This is a genomic window from Glutamicibacter sp. TV12E (assembly GCF_052441935.1).
Taxonomy (GTDB): Bacteria; Actinomycetota; Actinomycetes; order Actinomycetales; family Micrococcaceae; genus Glutamicibacter.
The window spans coordinates 457388-472872 of the sequence record NZ_JBQVVF010000001.1 but is presented as its reverse complement, the minus strand read 5'-3'; the positions used below and the strand labels follow the sequence as shown (position 1 = coordinate 472872).

Below are 15485 nucleotides of genomic sequence, written 5' to 3'. Positions count from 1 at the left end.
TGCGGTGGGCAGGTGGTGCGAGAATTGGTGCTATGGAACCTCTAGGCAGCAGCGCGAAGCAGGGCAAAAAAGTCACCCTCAACGCCTCAACTTTGGCAATGTCCGTCATGGTCATCGTTCTTCTGGTGGCGGTAGTCTTCGCCGCCAACTCCAATGAGATCGTCGGCTGGTTTGTCGTCGTCATCTCCGCCGGTTGGCTGCTGCTGGCCGCATTCATGATGTTCGGCCTCAAGCGCGGGGCCGAGAAGATCAACAACTCGCTGCGCGAGGCCACCGCCGCGGCCACCCCGCGGGCGCAGTCCGGCACGGTGGTGGTTGACGAATCCACCAGCCAGCGCGATATGAAGCTGGACCACTCGTTCAAGATCGTGCAGGTCCAGGCCCGGGTGGTCTCCGAGCAGCGCGAGGCCAAGGGACCCGAGTCCGAGGCGATGATCGATCGGGCGCTGGAGACAATCCAGATGACCGCGGCCAACGCGCGCGACATGATCAAGCCGGCCACGCCGATGGATGGCGAAATCATCGACTAGCTTCAAGGGCAACGCACATGCGTTGCCCTTTTTGCTTGCCCCGGGACTGATCAGCGCGTAATCGGGCGCAGAGTTTTGTAAGCTGGAGGGGTGATACCTACCAGCGTGGAAATTCTGAGCAAGGACGCAGGCGCACTGCGCGTCGCGTCGGTCAACGTCAACGGCATTCGCGCCGCCTACAAGCGCAATATGGCCGACTGGATCGCCGCCCGCGACGTGGACATCCTCTGCCTGCAGGAGGTCCGCGCACCGGATGCGATCGTGCGCGAGCTGATCGGCGAAGGCTGGCATATTCTGCATGCCGAGGCCAAGGACAAGGGCCGCGCCGGGGTGGCCGTGCTCTCGCGCACGCAGCCGGTGGCCGTGCGCGGAAATATCGGCGAGGACTACTTTGCCGAATCCGGACGCTGGGTGGAAGCGGACTTCGATATCAACGGCGAGATCTTCACCGTGGTCTCCGCCTATGTGCACTCCGGCGAACTGGGCACCCAGAAGCAGGAAGACAAGTACCGCTTCCTGCAGCGCATGAACGTGCGCCTGGTCGAGCTGAAGAACGAGAAGGATCATGTGCTGGTGGTGGGCGACCTGAACGTGGTGCACACCGAAAAGGACATCAAGAACTGGAAGCCGAACCACAATAAGCGCGCCGGCGTGATGGACGAGGAGATCGCCTACTTCGACGGCTTCTTCGGCCCGGAAATCGGCTACAAGGATGTGGCGCGCGAACTGGCTGGCGACGCCCAGGGACCCTACACCTGGTGGTCCTTCCGCGGGCAGGCCTTCGACAACGATGCCGGTTGGCGCATTGACTACCATATGGCCACCCCCGCCCTTGCCGGCAAGGCCATCAAGTCCCACGTAGACCGTGCCTCGGCCTACGATTTGCGCTTCTCCGACCACGCACCGCTGGTCGTCGATTACCAGTTCTAAGGAAATCCATGGAAAATTCCCGTCCCCGCGTCCTGTCCGGCATGCAGCCATCGGGCGATTCGCTGCACCTTGGCAACTATCTGGGCGCACTGGTCAACTGGGTCAAGACCCAGGACGAGTACGACGCGTTCTTCTTCATCCCCGACATGCACGCGATCACGGTCACGCAGGACCCCGATGACCTGCGGGCGCGCACCCGCAAAACCGCCGCCCAGTTCATCGCCGGCGGCATCGACCTGGACAAGTCCACGCTTTTTGTCCAGTCGCAGGTGCCCGAGCACGCGCAGCTGGCCTGGGTGCTCAACTGCATCACCGGGTTCGGCGAAGCCAGCCGCATGACCCAGTTCAAGGACAAGTCCTCCAAGGGCGGTGCGGATGCCGCCAGCGTCGGGCTGTTCACCTACCCGGTCCTGATGGCCGCGGACATCCTGCTCTACCAGCCGCAAGGCGTCCCGGTGGGCGATGACCAGCGCCAGCACGTGGAGCTGGCTCGCGACCTGGCCAAGCGCTTCAACCACCGCTTTGGGGAGACCTTCGTGGTGCCTGAGGCGTTCATTCCCAAGGAGGGCGCGCGGATCTACGACCTGCAGAACCCGACCTCCAAGATGTCCAAGTCCGCCGAATCCCCGGCAGGATTGATCAACGTGCTCGACGAGCCGAAGCTGATTGCCAAGCGCATCAAGTCCGCGGTCACCGATGCCGGGTCCGTGGTGGCCTATGACAAGGCCGAGAAGCCGGGCGTTTCGAACCTGCTCGATATCCTGGCTGCGGTGAGCGGCAAGCATGTGCCAGAACTGGTCAACGAGTTCGAAGGCAAGATGTACGGGCACCTGAAGGTGGCTGTGGCCGACGCCGTGGTCGAGCGGCTGACCCCGATCCGCACCCGCACCCTGGAGCTGCTCGATGACCCGGCGGAGCTTGACCGCCTGCTGCTGGCCGGTGCGGCCAAGGCGCGGGAGGTGGCCTCGAAGACCGTGGCCGATGTCTACCAGAAGGTCGGCTTCCTGCCGCCGCTGGGAATCTGATGGAATACACCCTAGGCGTAGTCATCCCGGTGCCGCAGCCGCACCGGGATGCCTTGCGCGCGTGGCGCCAGGAGTTCGGGGGAGCGGCCACCGAGCCGATCGCCCCGCATATCACCCTGGTGTCCGGCTCCTACCTCAATACCTGGGAGAAGGCCGCCGCGCAGGTGCGCCAGGTGGCTTCGGGCATGAAGCCGTTCACCATCGAGCTGGGCGCGGCGCGCACTTTCCGCCCGGCCAGCGACGTGGTGTATTTGCCATTGCTCTCCGGGGCCGATCAATGCTGGGCGCTGCATCGGCAGCTGCTCGGCGATGCGCTGCGCCACGAGTCGGGTTTCGCCTACCATCCGCACCTGACCATCGCGCAGAACGTGCCAGCGCAGCAGCTGGATGCCGCGCAAGCTGCATTGGCCCAGGTGCAGCTGGCCTTCGAGGCCGACCAGGTACAGCTTTTTGATACGCGCGGCGGCGATTGGAACCTCAGCGAGGACATCGCGCTGGGCTAGGAGGAACATGGACGTTCGGCAGCTGCGCTATTTTCTGGCGGTCGTGGATTACGAAGGCTTCAGCAGGGCTGCCGAGCAATTGATGATCGCCCAGCCCTCGCTGTCGCAGACCATCAAGGCCCTGGAGCACGAAGTCGGTGTCCCGCTTTTCCACCGGGTGGGCCGGCGCTCGCTGCTCAGCGACGCCGGCAAGGAACTGGTGGGCCCGGCACGGCTGGTAGTGCGCGATCTGGAAGCGGCCCAGTCAACGATGGCTTCGCTCAAGGGCGTGCGCCACGGCCGGCTGGAACTCATCGCCATGCCGTCGCCGGCTGTTGAACCGCTGACCACGTTGATTGCCAGCTACTCCCGGCAGCATCCGCGGATCGCGCTGAGCACCTCGGCGGCCTTCACCGCGGAAGATGTCATCAGCGCGGTTCGAAGCGGCGGCGCCGAGATCGGCTTGCTCGGTTCCGACAAGCCCATCTCGGCGCCCGAGGTGGATGTTGTGCAGCTCGAGCGCCAGCCATTGGTATTGGTGATCAACCCCGAAATTGATGATTTTGGCGACCGGGAGGTCCTTGCCGGCGCGGATTTGGGCGGCCAGCGGATTGTCATTTCGCAGCGTGGCTCGCTCATGCGCGCGCTGGTCGACGATTTGCGGGCCGACGGGATTGATGTTGAAATCGCCGCCGAAGTGGCCCATCGAAGCTCCGTCCTGCCACTGGTGCTGGCAGGAGCGGGGCATGCCATCCTGCCTATTTCGTGGGCGCCCCTGGCTCGCAAATTGGGGTTGCGCATTGCGCGCCTGGAGCCGGCCACTGAACTGCATGTTGCGCTGGTCAGCAGGAAGAGCGACCTGACTCCCGCGGCGCAAGCGTTTCTCGGTGTTGCCGGCGCCTATGCCGATACCGTGTCTGAACAGCACATATAGGTTTTGCCTATCCAGCGGATGCAATCCTGGTCTTAGACGTACTCGAAGCACGCCGGTCTAATTGATACCAAGCCGCTTGTGACGCGGAACACTTTGTATCAGGAGGAAAGACCGATGGGCTCGACCAGGACCTTTAAGATTGCTTCAATTCCGGCTGACGGCGTAGGCAAGGAAGTTGTTGCCGCTGGGCGTCGAGTGCTGGACGCCATGGCCGGGCAATCCGCGGGAAAGTTCGCCTTTGAATGGACAGAATTCCCCTGGGGCTGCGAGTACTACGCAGAGCACGGGGTGATGATGGACCCGGCAGGCCTGGATACCTTGAAGGACTTCGACTCCATCTATTTCGGGGCCGTGGGCTGGGAGAACGTTCCCGACCACATCAGCCTCTGGGGCCTGCGACTGAACATCACGCAGAACTTCGACCAGTGGGCGAATATCCGCCCGGTGAAATTCCTGCCCGGGGTGACCTCCCCGCTGCGCAAGGCCGATGACACGGAGCTGGATTGGATCGTCGTGCGCGAAAACAGCGAAGGCGAATATGCCGGGCTGGGCGGGCGCAACCTGTCAGGGCGCGGCCCGGGCAACGAGATCGCCCTGCAGACCGCCCTGTTCAGCGACAAGGGATGCGAGCGCATCATTCGTTTCGCCTTTGATCTGGCCCGCACCCGCACGGTCAAGAAGGTCTCGTCGGTGACCAAGTCCAATGCCCAGCAGTACGGAATGGTGCTCTGGGACGAAGTCTTCCAGCGCGTGGCGCTCGACTACCCGGACGTGCGCACCGAAAGCGTGCTGGTCGATGCGATGAGCGCCAAGTTCATCCTGAACCCGGAGGATCTCTCCGTGGTGGTCGCTTCGAACCTCAACGCCGATATCCTGTCCGATCTGGGTTCGGCCCTGTCCGGAAGCCTGGGGCTGGCAGCGAGCGCAAATCTGAACCCCGAACGCCGTTTCCCCTCGATGTTCGAACCGGTGCATGGGACCGCCCCGGACATTGCCGGCAAGGGAATCTGCAACCCGATCGGCGCCATTGCCAGTGCCGCGCTGATGCTGGAGCATTTCGGCCTGGCCGATGAAGCCCGCCGCCTGGAAGCAGCCATCGAAGCGGCCACTGCTGCGGGCAGGCTCACTGCAGACATCGGCGGCACCTCGGTCACCAGCGAAGTCACCGAAGCGATTGTCGAGGCGCTGAGCAGCACCCTGGCCGCCGTCTAGAAGCACCGGCGCGGGCGCCGGCCCTCCGCGGCATGTCGAGGCCGGCTGCCACGCCATAGAACAGCCACGCCGAGCTCTTTCCAACAACGAGGTAGGAATAATGCAGAACACCACTGAGCACATTGTGCCGGTGCGCAAGCGCTGGTACAAGCAATTGTATTTTTGGGTCTTGATGGCGATTATCGCCGGAATTATCGTTGGCTGGCTCGCGCCGGACACCGGGCAAGCCATGGCGCCGATAGGCACCACCTTCGTCGAGGCGATGAAAATGCTCATTGGTCCGATTGTGTTCCTGACCATCGTTGGAGGCATCGCCGGTGTCGCAGACCTGAAAAAGGTCGGGGCTACGGGCCTCAAGGCTCTGGGATATTTCCAGATCGGTACGATCTGCGCCATGGTGCTGGGCTTGGTGGCCATCAACATCTTCCGCCTGGGCGATGGGGTGAACGCGGATCCGGCAAAGATTGAAACGTCCGGCCAAGCCGCCGACCTGATCAACCAGGGGCAGAACCTGCAGTGGTGGGAATTCATCGTCCACATCATTCCGGGGTCCATGGTCTCGCCATTCGTGGAGGGGGATATCTTGCAGATCATCTTCATGGCCGTGGTGGTGGGTATTGCCATCAACGCCGTGGGGAAAATCGGGGAACCGGTGCTGGAGATGGTGCAGCGGCTGACAGCGGTGATCTTCAAGGTTTTGAACTTCATCATGAAAGCCGCTCCACTGGGTGCCTTCGGCGCAATGGCCTTTGCGGTGGGCAAGTACGGGGTGGAGACACTCTCCAGCCTCGGCTGGCTGATTCTCTTGTTCTATGGAACCTCGCTGGTATTTGTCGTGTTCTTCCTCGGCGGCATCATGGCCTTCCTGGGGCTGAATATCTTCAAGATGCTGCATCACTTCCGGGAGGAATTGCTGCTCATCCTCGGGACCTCGACGGCAGAACCGGCTTTGCCCGGGCTGATGAAAAAGCTGCAACATGCCGGGGTAAAGAAGGAAACCGTCGGCCTCGTTGTTCCAACCGGATACAGCTTCAACCTGGACGGGGCAGCAATCTACCTCTCGTTGGCCGCGGTTTATATCGCCCAGGCAACAAATACGGATTTGAGCATTGGGCAGCAACTGGGAATGCTGGCTGTGATGCTCTTGACCTCAAAGGGGGCGGCCGGTGTGGCCGGCGGCGGATTCATTGCGCTGACCGCCACCCTGAGCACCCTGGGAACGATTCCGGCAGCCGGGATCATGCTGATCTTCGGCATTGACAAGTTCATGTCTGAATGCCGCGCATTGGTGAACTTCTGCGGCAATGCGGTGGCGACATTATTCATCGCCTGGTGGGACAAGTCCTTGGACATCGATCGCGTTCGGGCAGTTTTTAATGGCGAAGACGTTCCGCAGCTGGATACTGCCGAAGCTACCGAAGTCCACACCGGTCCTGACGAATCTGAGCCGGAGCCTGCCAGGGGGAGCCTGCGGGAAGAGCCGGCACAACCCGGAGCCTTGACCGGAGCCGTTATCCGCTAGGCAGCCCGGAGGATGCAATAAAGGCCCGAACCAGATGAACTGGTTCGGGCCTTAGCTCTGCGTTCCTAGATGGTGCGCGAGAGGATTGCCTGCTTGACCTCGGCGATGGCCTTGGTCACCTGGATGCCGCGTGGGCATGCTTCGGAGCAGTTGAAGGTGGTGCGGCAGCGCCACACGCCTTCCTTGTCGTTCAGGATCTCCAGGCGCATGTCGCCGGCATCATCGCGGGAGTCGAAGATGAAGCGGTGCGCGTTCACGATCGCCGCCGGGCCGAAGTACTGGCCATCGGTCCAGAACACCGGGCAGGAGCTGGTGCACGCGGCGCACAGGATGCACTTGGTGGTGTCGTCGAAGCGCTCGCGGTCCTCGGCGGACTGGTAGCGCTCCTTGGTCGGCTCGTGGTCCTTGGAGATCAGGAATGGCATGATCTCGCGGTAGGACTGGAAGAACGGTTCCATGTCGACGATGAGGTCCTTTTCAAGGGGCAGGCCCTTGATGGCTTCAACGGTGATCGGCTTGGAGGTGTCCAAGTCCTTGAGCAGGGTCTTGCAAGCCAGGCGGTTGCGGCCGTTGATGCGCATGGCATCGGAGCCGCAGACGCCGTGGGCACAGGAGCGGCGGAAGGACAGCGTGCCATCCTGCTCCCACTTGACCTTGTGCAGGGCGTCGAGCACGCGGTCGGTGCCGTACATGGTCAGCTTGAAGTCTTCCCAGTAGGCATCCGCGGTGGCCTCTGGCAGATAGCGGCGAACGCGCAAGGTGATGTCGAAGCTTGGGATTTCTCCGCCGCCGCCAACACCTGGCTTCAGCTCGATCTTTGACGCTGGTTCTGGCAGTTCGGTGCTCATTAGTACTTACGCTCCATTGGCTGGTAACGGGTAAAGACCACTGGCTTGGTCTCCATGCGGATGCCCTTGATGTCCTCGGTGACGGCTTCGCCATCGCGGTAGGACATCGAGTGCTTCATGAAGTTCTCGTCGTCGCGGTTCGGGAAGTCTTCGCGGTAGTGGCCGCCGCGGGATTCCTTGCGGTGCAGAGCAGCAACCGTGATGACCTCGGCCAAGTCGAGCAGGAAGCCCAGTTCGATGGCTTCGAGCAGATCCAGGTTGAAGCGCTTGCCCTTGTCCTGGACGCTGATGTTCTTGTAGCGGCGGCGCAGATCCTCGATCACGTCGCGCGCTTCCTTCAGCGAACGCTCGTCGCGGAACACCTGGACGTTGGCGTCCATGGTCTCCTGCAGGGTCGAGCGCAGGTCGGAGACGCGCTCGGTGCCGTTGCCGGTGAGCACTCCTTCGATCTGGTCGATGACAAATGCTTCCGGGTTCTCCGGCAGCTCGACGAAGTCTGCGGTCTTGGAGTACTCGGCAGCTGCCACACCGGCGCGCTTGCCGAACACGTTGATGTCCAGCAGCGAGTTGGTGCCCAGGCGGTTGGAGCCGTGCACCGAAACGCAGGCAACCTCGCCGGCAGCGAACAGGCCGGGAACGACGGTGTCGTTGTCCTGCAGCACCTCGGTGTTGATGTTGGTTGGCACGCCGCCCATGGCGTAGTGAGCGGTGGGGTACACCGGCACTGGATCGGTGAATGGCTCCACGCCCAGGTAGGTGCGGGCGAATTCGGTGATGTCAGGCAGCTTGGATTCGATGTGCTCTGGTTCCAAGTGGGTCAGGTCAAGGAGCACGTAGTCCTTGTTTGGACCGCAACCGCGGCCTTCGCGAACCTCGTTGGCCATGGCGCGGGCCACGATGTCACGAGGTGCCAGGTCCTTGATGGTTGGAGCGTAGCGCTCCATGAAGCGCTCGCCATCCGAGTTGCGCAGGATGGCGCCTTCGCCACGTGCACCCTCGGTGAGCAGAATGCCCAGGCCTGCAAGGCCTGTTGGATGGAACTGGAAGAATTCCATGTCCTCCAGCGGCAGGCCCGAACGGAAGGCGATGGACATGCCGTCGCCGGTCAGGGTGTGCGCATTGGAAGTGGTCTTGAAGACCTTGCCGGCGCCGCCCGAAGCGAAGACCACGGACTTGGCCTGGAAGACGTGCAGCTCGCCGGTGGCCAGGTCGTAGGAGACCACGCCGGCTACGCGCTTCTGCTTGTAGGCGGTGCCGTCCTCGCGGTAGGCATCCTCTTCAACCATCAGCAGGTCCAGCACGTAGTACTCGTTGTAGAACTCGACGTTGTGCTTGACGCAGTTTTGGTACAGGGTCTGCAGGATCATGTGGCCGGTGCGGTCGGCGGCGTAGCAGGCGCGGCGCACGGCGGCCTTGCCGTGGTCGCGGGTGTGGCCACCGAAACGGCGCTGGTCGATCTTGCCTTCTGGGGTGCGGTTGAAAGGCAGACCCATCTTTTCCAGGTCGAGCACGGCGTCGATGGCTTCCTTGGCCATGACCTCGGCTGCGTCCTGGTCAACCAGGTAGTCGCCACCCTTGATGGTGTCGAAGGTGTGCCATTCCCAGTTGTCTTCCTCGACGTTGGCAAGTGCCGCGCACATGCCGCCCTGGGCTGCACCGGTGTGCGAGCGGGTTGGGTAAAGCTTGGTTAGCACTGCGGTGCGTGCGCGCTGACCGGATTCGATCGCTGCACGCATGCCCGCACCACCGGCACCGACGATGACTACGTCGTACTTATGTACCTGCATTCTTGATGCTCTCTTTTCTAAAAATCTATCTGGCTATCGGCTGAAACGGGGGAGTTTCACAAGCACTGCTGCAGCTGGCTGCCAGCTACGCAAGGATCGAAGGTGAAGATCACCAGGGAACCGAGCACGATGATGAAGATCGTTGCGACGTACAGGATGCCCTTGAGCCAAGCGCGGGTTGCGTGCTTCTCTGCGTAGTCGTTGATGATGGTGCGCACGCCGTTGGTGCCGTGCAGCATGGCCAGCCACAGCAGGGCCAGATCCCAGAACTGCCAGATTGGCGAAGCCCACTTGCCGGCAACAAAGCCGAAGCTGATGCCGGAAATGCCTTCTCCGACCATGAGGTTTGCGAAGAGGTGGCCGAAGATCAGGACGATCAGCACAACACCGGACAGGCGCATGAACAGCCATGCCAGCATTTCGAAGCTGCCGCGGGACTTGGGGCCGCGCTTGTACTTAGGATCAATGCGCTGGCTGCGCGGAGCAGGAATAGAAACGCTCATGGCTTAGTGGCTCCCAAATGCGATCGACAGGTGGCGGATGGCGAAGCCCGCGAAGACGATAACCCAGAGGATCAAAACGCCCCAGAGCATCTGGCGCTGGTACTTGGTGCCCTGCTTCCAGAAGTCGACCAGGATCAAGCGCAGGCCATTGAATGCGTGGAAGAGGATTGCTGCAACCAGACCGGTTTCACCCAATGCCATCCACGGGGTCTGATAGGTGCTGATGATGGCGTTGTATGCGTTGGCATCAACGCGGACCATCGCCGTGTCCAGCACGTGCACCAGCAGATAGAGAAAAATAACGACACCGGTGACTCGGTGTCCCACCCAGGACCACATGCCTTCATGGCCGCGGTATAGGGTGCCTGACGAAGTCTTCGACACTGAACTAAACCTCCAAGGCTCGCAACGGCGCATGTGTATATTGCACACAATGAGATTTGACGCACTTGTGCGAGCGTTCCTTGTGCGAGTCTAAACCACTTGGCGCACTGCAATCTATTTCGTGTCGAACTCCTGTGAGGAGGTTCACCGAATAGTAGTGAAAAAGCGCTGAAAGGCTGAATTTTCGCCCGTAATACCGCATGGATCCATTCCCTATTTCCACTGGTTGCCCAGTTTCAATGGAACGGATTATCCACCGGATGAATTAGTCTGGAATGCGTGAATGCAGACCTATTATCCAGATTCCACGGCGTGATCCCCGCCGGAGGCGTCGGTACCCGATTGTGGCCCCTGTCCAGGGCATCCGCTCCCAAGTTTTTGCACGATCTGACCGGGTCCGGTTCAACCCTGATCCGTGCCACCTACGACCGGCTGGTGCCGCTGGCAGGCGAGCGCATCATGGTGGTCACCGGACGCGCCCACCGGGGAGCCGTGGTGAGCCAGCTTCCGGAACTGTGCGACGAGGACCTGGTGCTCGAGCCGGAGCCCCGCGACTCGGCCGCGGCCATCGGCTTGGCCGCCGCCATCCTCTACCGCCGCGATCCCAATATCATCATGGGCTCCTTCGCCGCGGACCAGGTGATCGAGCCGGTGGAAGTGTTCCAGGCTGCGCTGAGCGAAGCGATTCATACTGCCGCTACCGGCAAGATCGTCACCATCGGCATTCACCCCACCCATCCGTCCACAGGGTTCGGCTACATCCGTACCGGCGAACCTCTGGATGTGCCCAATGCGCCGACCGCGCGCGGCGTGGTGGAGTTCGTGGAGAAGCCCGACGAAGATACTGCCCGCAAGTACCTGGCCTCCGGGGGCTTCTTCTGGAATGCCGGCATGTTTGTGGCCCCGGTCAGCTTGATGCTCAAGCACCTCGAGTCCAATGAGCCGGAGCTTTACGCGGGCCTGGTGAAGATCGCCGACGCGTGGGAGACCGGGCGCCGCGATCAGGTCATGCGCGAAGTCTGGCCGGGGCTGCCGAAGATCGCGATCGACTACGCGGTGGCGGAGCCTGCCGCCGCTGCCGGCGATGTAGCTGTGATCCCCGGTGTCTTCAACTGGGATGACGTTGGAGATTTTGCCGCGATCGGCCGCCTGAACAAGGCCAGCGCCGAGGAGGGGATCATCAACCTCGGCGACAAGCAGGTGCGCGTCTATGCCGATAACGCCACCGGCGTGGTCTACTCGGATCGCCCGCGGGTCATCGCCCTGGTGGGGATCGAGGACGTGGTGGTGGTGGATACCGCTGACGCGCTGCTGGTGACCACAAAAGAACACGCGCAGCGGGTGAAACAGACGGTCGAAAGGCTTAAAGAACAGGGCCGCGAAGACGTTTTGTAGAGATTTTCTTCCGAGGTCCGCCGAATCCCCCAAACGGATAATGCCGATCTGACATGTGGTTTTTCTATTCTGAAAAATAATGACCGCATATGAAGCACATATATTATTGATATATCAATACCTTGAATGTGGTCAGTTGTCGTTGCTAGGGTCAAGCGGCATGACAGTCAAACACGAGTCAAGCGATCGCAATGGGCCGACGCTCGAGAGTTCGTCGGATGAAGTCGAACCTCGCACGCGGATCAACAAGGTAGTTTTCTATGGCTCGGCGGCCGGTGTGCTGGCCATCGCCCTGTGGGCCATTCTCGACAAGGAATCGGCCGATCTGGCGATCAACGCCCTGGTCGGCTGGGTCGGAAAGAACCTGGGCTGGTTCTACACCCTGGTAGTCGTTTCGGTCCTGGTTTTCGTCATTTTCGTGGCCATCAGCAAGGTCGGCAAGACGCGGTTGGGACCGGACCACGCCCGTCCGACCTTCAGCTTCTTCACCTGGGCTTCGATGCTCTTTGCCGCCGGCATCGGCATCGACCTGATGTTCTTCTCGGTTTCGGAACCGGTGACCAGTATCTGGCTCCGCCACGCGGGGACGGAGCCACCGCCGAGGCCGCTCGCCAGGCGCTCGTATGGACGCTGTTCCACTACGGGCTCATCGGCTGGGGATTGTATGCGCTGGTTGGAATGGCGCTTGGATATTTCGCCTACCGCCACAACATGCCGCTGAGCATCCGCTCAGCCCTGTATCCGATCTTCGGGAAGAAGATCAACGGCGCCATCGGCCACGGCGTGGACATCGCAGCGGTCATGGGAACGATCTTCGGCATCGCCACCTCGCTGGGCATCGGCGTCGCCCAGCTGAACTACGGCTTGCACTTCATCTTCGGCATCCCGGAGAACAATACGTGGAAGATCGCCCTGATCGGCCTTTCGGTGGTCATGGCCACCATCTCGGTGCTCACCGGCGTTGAAAAGGGCATCCGGCGGCTCTCCGAATTGAATGTGGTCATGTGCATTGTCTTGCTGGGGTACATCCTGGTGACCGGGAATACCGCATTCCTGATGGACGCGCTGGTGGGCAACGTGGGAGACATGCTCGCGCAGTTCCCGTTCATGGCGCTCGATACCTTCGCCTATGACCGCCCTGACGCTTGGCTGAACAGCTGGACGCTGTTCTTCTGGGCCTGGTGGATCGCCTGGGCACCTTTTGTCGGCCTGTTCCTCGCCCGCATTTCCCGCGGACGCACCATCCGCCAGTTCGTCACCGGCGTGCTGGTAGTACCGATGGCCTTCATCCTGATCTGGATCTCCATCTTCGGCAACAGCGCGCTGGCGCTCATCATCAATGGCAACACCGAATTCGGCGAAATCGCCATGAATACCCCGGAGCGCGCCTTCTACGCGCTGCTCGAGCAGTATCCCGCTGTGCCTCTGGTGGCGGGCATCGCCACCTTCACCGGCCTGCTGTTCTACGTCACCAGCGCCGACTCGGGCGCGCTGGTGATGGCGAACTTCACCTCGCATCTGAAGGATTCCGAGGCAGATGGCTCCAAGCCGGTCCGGCTGTTCTGGTCCCTGGCCATCGGCATCCTGACGCTGGCCATGCTGCTGGTCGGCGGAGTGCCCACCTTGCAAGGCGCCACGGTGATCATGGGGCTGCCGTTCTCAGTGGTCCTGATATTCGTGATGCTGGGCCTGTACAAATCGCTGAGGGTCGAGACCGCCTTGGCCGACAGCTACGACAAGTCGCTGCACGCGATGCTCACCAGCCGCAGCAGCTCGGCAGGGGACAAGCGCAATTGGCGCCAGCGCTTGTCGCGCACGATGGTCTATCCAGGCCGCCGGCAGACCGCCCGCTACATCCAGGAAGTGATCGAGCCGGCCCTGCGCGATGTCCATGACGAATTTGTAGCCCAGGGCGTTGAGGTCGAATTGGAGATCAAGCCGGTGGGCGGGCTGAGGCTCAATTCCATCGACCTGGTCGCGGTGACCCATGCCGACCAGCGGCCGTTCAAGTACCAGGTCTATCCGGTGCGCATGGATCTGCCCACCTATTCCCGCGTCTCCAGCAGCACGGACGTCTACTTCCGGCTCGAAGCCTTCAACCAGGAAGGCAGCCACGGGTTCGACCTGATGTCGTTGTCCCAGGAACAGGTCATCGCCGATGTCCTGGACCAGTACGAGACGCATATGGAATTCATCCATCACCAGAACCTGCACGATTCCAAGAGCCAGATCAACGACGACGGGTGTGCGAAAACGGACTGGGAGCGCGATTTTGACACCGGCATGCTGCCGAGGATCCAGCCGCGATCGGATTCCGATGAGCTGGATAAGGAACTAGAAGCAATCGAAGACGAAGAAAAAATCAAGGAGAACCTCAATGACTAATACTCTCGATTCGGGCTCGGTGCAGCTCAAGAGCAGCCCCAACCCGCAATTGCTGGCCAGCGGGGAGACCATTTTCATCAACGGCAGCTTCGGCCCCTCGGCTTCCGGGGGCACCCGGGCCATCCATTGCCCGGCCAACGGAGAACAGGTCGCCCTGGCCTCCGAGGGGACTGAAGCGGATTCCATCCGGGCCATCGAGGCGGCGCGCGAATCCTTCGACTCCGGAGTGTGGAGCTCGGTGCAAGCACCGGAACGCGGACGCTTCCTGCTGCGTGTCGCGGCCCGGCTGGCCGAGCGCAAGGAGGAGTTCGCCCTTGCCGAAACCCTGGACAGCGGAAAGCGGATTATCGAGTCCCGGATCGACATGGACGACATCATCGCCTGCTTCGAATATTTCGGAAGGCTTGCCGGGCAGGATGCCGGGCGGATCGTCGACGCGGATGACGCCAATGTGCTCAGCCGCATCGTCTACGAGCCGGTGGGCGTCGCCACCATGATCACCCCGTGGAACTACCCGCTGCTGCAGGCGGCCTGGAAGATCGCCCCGGCACTGGCCGCTGGTTGCTCCTTCGTGCTCAAGCCTGCCGAGCTGACCCCGTCCACCGCGGTGCTCATGATGGATGTGCTGCGCCAGGAAGGCCTGCCCGACGGCGTGGCCAACCTGGTCACCGGACGAGGTTCCGAAGCAGGCGCGGTGCTTTCGGAGCACCCGGATGTGGATCTGGTGTCCTTTACCGGCGGGCTGGTGACCGGGCGGAAGATCGCCGCGGCTGCCGCCGGGACGGTCAAGAAGGTGGCCCTGGAGCTGGGCGGCAAGAACCCGAATGTGATCTTCGCCGATGCGGACTTCGACGCCGCCGTGGACAATGCGCTGAACGGTGCGTTTGTCCACTCGGGCCAGGTCTGCTCGGCAGGTTCCCGCTTGCTGGTCGAAGCAAGCATTGCCGAAAAGTTCGTGGATGCGCTGGTGCGCAAGGCGGAGCAGATCACCTTGGGCGGCCCGTTCGACGAGCAGGCCGAAACCGGTCCGCTGATTTCCGCCGAGCACCTGGCCAAGGTTGACGCCTATGTGCAGGGCGGCATCGCAGAGGGCGCCCGGGTACGCTGCGGCGGGCGCAAGGCCACCGAGGAGGACGGCTCGGGCCTGGGCACCGGCCACTTCTACCTGCCGACCGTGATCGACCAGGTCACCGGCTCCATGAGCGTGGCCCAGGACGAGGCCTTCGGCCCGACCGTGACGGTGGAAACCTTCAGCACCGAAGAAGAGGCCATCAAGATTGCCAACGACACCGTCTACGGCTTGGCCGGCGCGGTATGGAGCCAGGACGCCGGCAAGGCCCAGCGCGTTGCCAATCGCCTGCGCCACGGCACCATCTGGATCAACGACTACCATCCGTACCTGCCGCAGGCGGAATGGGGAGGTTTTGGCCAGTCCGGCAACGGCCGCGAGCTTGGCCCTACCGGGCTTGGCGAGTACCAGGAAGCAAAGCACATCTACCAGAATCTGAACCCGCAGGTTACCGGCTGGTTTGCCGAGAAGTAACGGGA

Annotated in this window: 13 protein-coding genes and 1 pseudogene; 10 read left to right on the top strand and 4 right to left on the bottom strand. The window is 62.0% G+C overall.

Annotation, left to right across the window (positions count from 1 at the left end):
- Positions 1–32: 32 nt before the first annotated feature.
- The 7 genes from ACT7DV_RS02180 to dctA all read left to right on the top strand — a co-directional run bounded on the left by ACT7DV_RS02180 (position 33) and on the right by dctA (position 6635).
- A complete protein-coding gene (locus ACT7DV_RS02180) occupies positions 33–530 on the top strand; it encodes a hypothetical protein (RefSeq protein WP_060700817.1) in 498 nt (165 codons plus the stop codon).
- Positions 531–620: 90 nt separating this feature from the next.
- On the top strand, positions 621–1460 hold the full coding sequence (locus ACT7DV_RS02175) for an exodeoxyribonuclease III (RefSeq protein WP_444660698.1): 840 nt from the start codon (positions 621–623) through the stop codon (positions 1458–1460).
- A gap of 8 nt (positions 1461–1468) precedes the next feature.
- Complete coding sequence (gene trpS / locus ACT7DV_RS02170) at positions 1469–2485, top strand: tryptophan--tRNA ligase (protein WP_444660697.1); 1017 nt, start codon at positions 1469–1471, stop codon at positions 2483–2485.
- Positions 2485–2988 (top strand): 2'-5' RNA ligase family protein, encoded by a 504-nt coding sequence (locus tag ACT7DV_RS02165; protein ID WP_444660696.1) that lies wholly within the window; start codon positions 2485–2487, stop codon positions 2986–2988. Before trpS ends, ACT7DV_RS02165 begins: the two co-directional genes overlap by 1 nt.
- A gap of 7 nt (positions 2989–2995) precedes the next feature.
- A complete protein-coding gene (locus tag ACT7DV_RS02160) occupies positions 2996–3901 on the top strand; it encodes a LysR family transcriptional regulator (RefSeq protein ID WP_444660695.1) in 906 nt (301 codons plus the stop codon).
- A gap of 114 nt (positions 3902–4015) precedes the next feature.
- On the top strand, positions 4016–5113 hold the full coding sequence (locus ACT7DV_RS02155; RefSeq protein ID WP_146277798.1) for a tartrate dehydrogenase: 1098 nt from the start codon (positions 4016–4018) through the stop codon (positions 5111–5113).
- A 100-nt stretch (positions 5114–5213) separates the two neighbouring features.
- Positions 5214–6635, top strand: a complete 1422-nt coding sequence (gene dctA, locus ACT7DV_RS02150) for a C4-dicarboxylate transporter DctA (protein ID WP_444660694.1) — start codon at positions 5214–5216, stop codon at positions 6633–6635.
- 65 nt (positions 6636–6700) lie between these two features.
- Here the strand turns inward: dctA and ACT7DV_RS02145 are convergent, their stop codons facing one another.
- Genes ACT7DV_RS02145 through sdhC form a run of 4 tightly spaced genes read right to left on the bottom strand, consistent with a single transcriptional unit; the run spans position 6701 to position 10190 of the window.
- Positions 6701–7483 (bottom strand): succinate dehydrogenase iron-sulfur subunit, encoded by a 783-nt coding sequence (locus ACT7DV_RS02145; protein WP_060700823.1) that lies wholly within the window; start codon positions 7481–7483, stop codon positions 6701–6703.
- Positions 7483–9270 (bottom strand): succinate dehydrogenase flavoprotein subunit, encoded by a 1788-nt coding sequence (gene sdhA, locus ACT7DV_RS02140; protein WP_444660693.1) that lies wholly within the window; start codon positions 9268–9270, stop codon positions 7483–7485. The genes ACT7DV_RS02145 and sdhA overlap by 1 nt, the downstream gene beginning before the upstream one ends.
- A 56-nt stretch (positions 9271–9326) precedes the next feature.
- Complete coding sequence (locus ACT7DV_RS02135; protein WP_264277013.1) at positions 9327–9773, bottom strand: succinate dehydrogenase hydrophobic membrane anchor subunit; 447 nt, start codon at positions 9771–9773, stop codon at positions 9327–9329.
- Positions 9774–9776: 3 nt separating this feature from the next.
- Positions 9777–10190, bottom strand: coding sequence for a succinate dehydrogenase, cytochrome b556 subunit (gene sdhC, locus ACT7DV_RS02130; RefSeq protein WP_206693663.1), 414 nt, complete (start codon positions 10188–10190; stop codon positions 9777–9779).
- Positions 10191–10436: 246 nt separating this feature from the next.
- On the opposite strand from sdhC, the gene ACT7DV_RS02125 reads away from it, so the two are divergent.
- The 3 genes and pseudogenes from ACT7DV_RS02125 to ACT7DV_RS02115 all read left to right on the top strand — a co-directional run bounded on the left by ACT7DV_RS02125 (position 10437) and on the right by ACT7DV_RS02115 (position 15480).
- On the top strand, positions 10437–11552 hold the full coding sequence (locus ACT7DV_RS02125) for a mannose-1-phosphate guanylyltransferase (protein WP_444660692.1): 1116 nt from the start codon (positions 10437–10439) through the stop codon (positions 11550–11552).
- 79 nt (positions 11553–11631) lie between these two features.
- Positions 11632–13937: pseudogene (gene betT / locus ACT7DV_RS02120) on the top strand (choline BCCT transporter BetT).
- Entirely contained in the window at positions 13930–15480 is a 1551-nt protein-coding gene (locus ACT7DV_RS02115; RefSeq protein ID WP_444660691.1) for an aldehyde dehydrogenase family protein, read from the top strand. Before betT ends, ACT7DV_RS02115 begins: the two are co-directional and overlap by 8 nt.
- Positions 15481–15485: the final 5 nt, after the last annotated feature.

Coding starts and splice junctions, on each gene's coding strand:
- ACT7DV_RS02180 (WP_060700817.1), top strand. CDS start 33: ATGGAACCTCTAGGCAGCAGCGCGAAGCAGGGCAAAAAAGTCACCCTC.
- trpS (WP_444660697.1), top strand. CDS start 1,469: ATGGAAAATTCCCGTCCCCGCGTCCTGTCCGGCATGCAGCCATCGGGC.
- ACT7DV_RS02165 (WP_444660696.1), top strand. CDS start 2,485: ATGGAATACACCCTAGGCGTAGTCATCCCGGTGCCGCAGCCGCACCGG.
- ACT7DV_RS02160 (WP_444660695.1), top strand. CDS start 2,996: ATGGACGTTCGGCAGCTGCGCTATTTTCTGGCGGTCGTGGATTACGAA.
- ACT7DV_RS02155 (WP_146277798.1), top strand. CDS start 4,016: ATGGGCTCGACCAGGACCTTTAAGATTGCTTCAATTCCGGCTGACGGC.
- dctA (WP_444660694.1), top strand. CDS start 5,214: ATGCAGAACACCACTGAGCACATTGTGCCGGTGCGCAAGCGCTGGTAC.
- ACT7DV_RS02145 (WP_060700823.1), bottom strand. CDS start 7,483: ATGAGCACCGAACTGCCAGAACCAGCGTCAAAGATCGAGCTGAAGCCA.
- sdhA (WP_444660693.1), bottom strand. CDS start 9,270: ATGCAGGTACATAAGTACGACGTAGTCATCGTCGGTGCCGGTGGTGCG.
- ACT7DV_RS02135 (WP_264277013.1), bottom strand. CDS start 9,773: ATGAGCGTTTCTATTCCTGCTCCGCGCAGCCAGCGCATTGATCCTAAG.
- sdhC (WP_206693663.1), bottom strand. CDS start 10,190: ATGCGCCGTTGCGAGCCTTGGAGGTTTAGTTCAGTGTCGAAGACTTCG.
- ACT7DV_RS02115 (WP_444660691.1), top strand. CDS start 13,930: ATGACTAATACTCTCGATTCGGGCTCGGTGCAGCTCAAGAGCAGCCCC.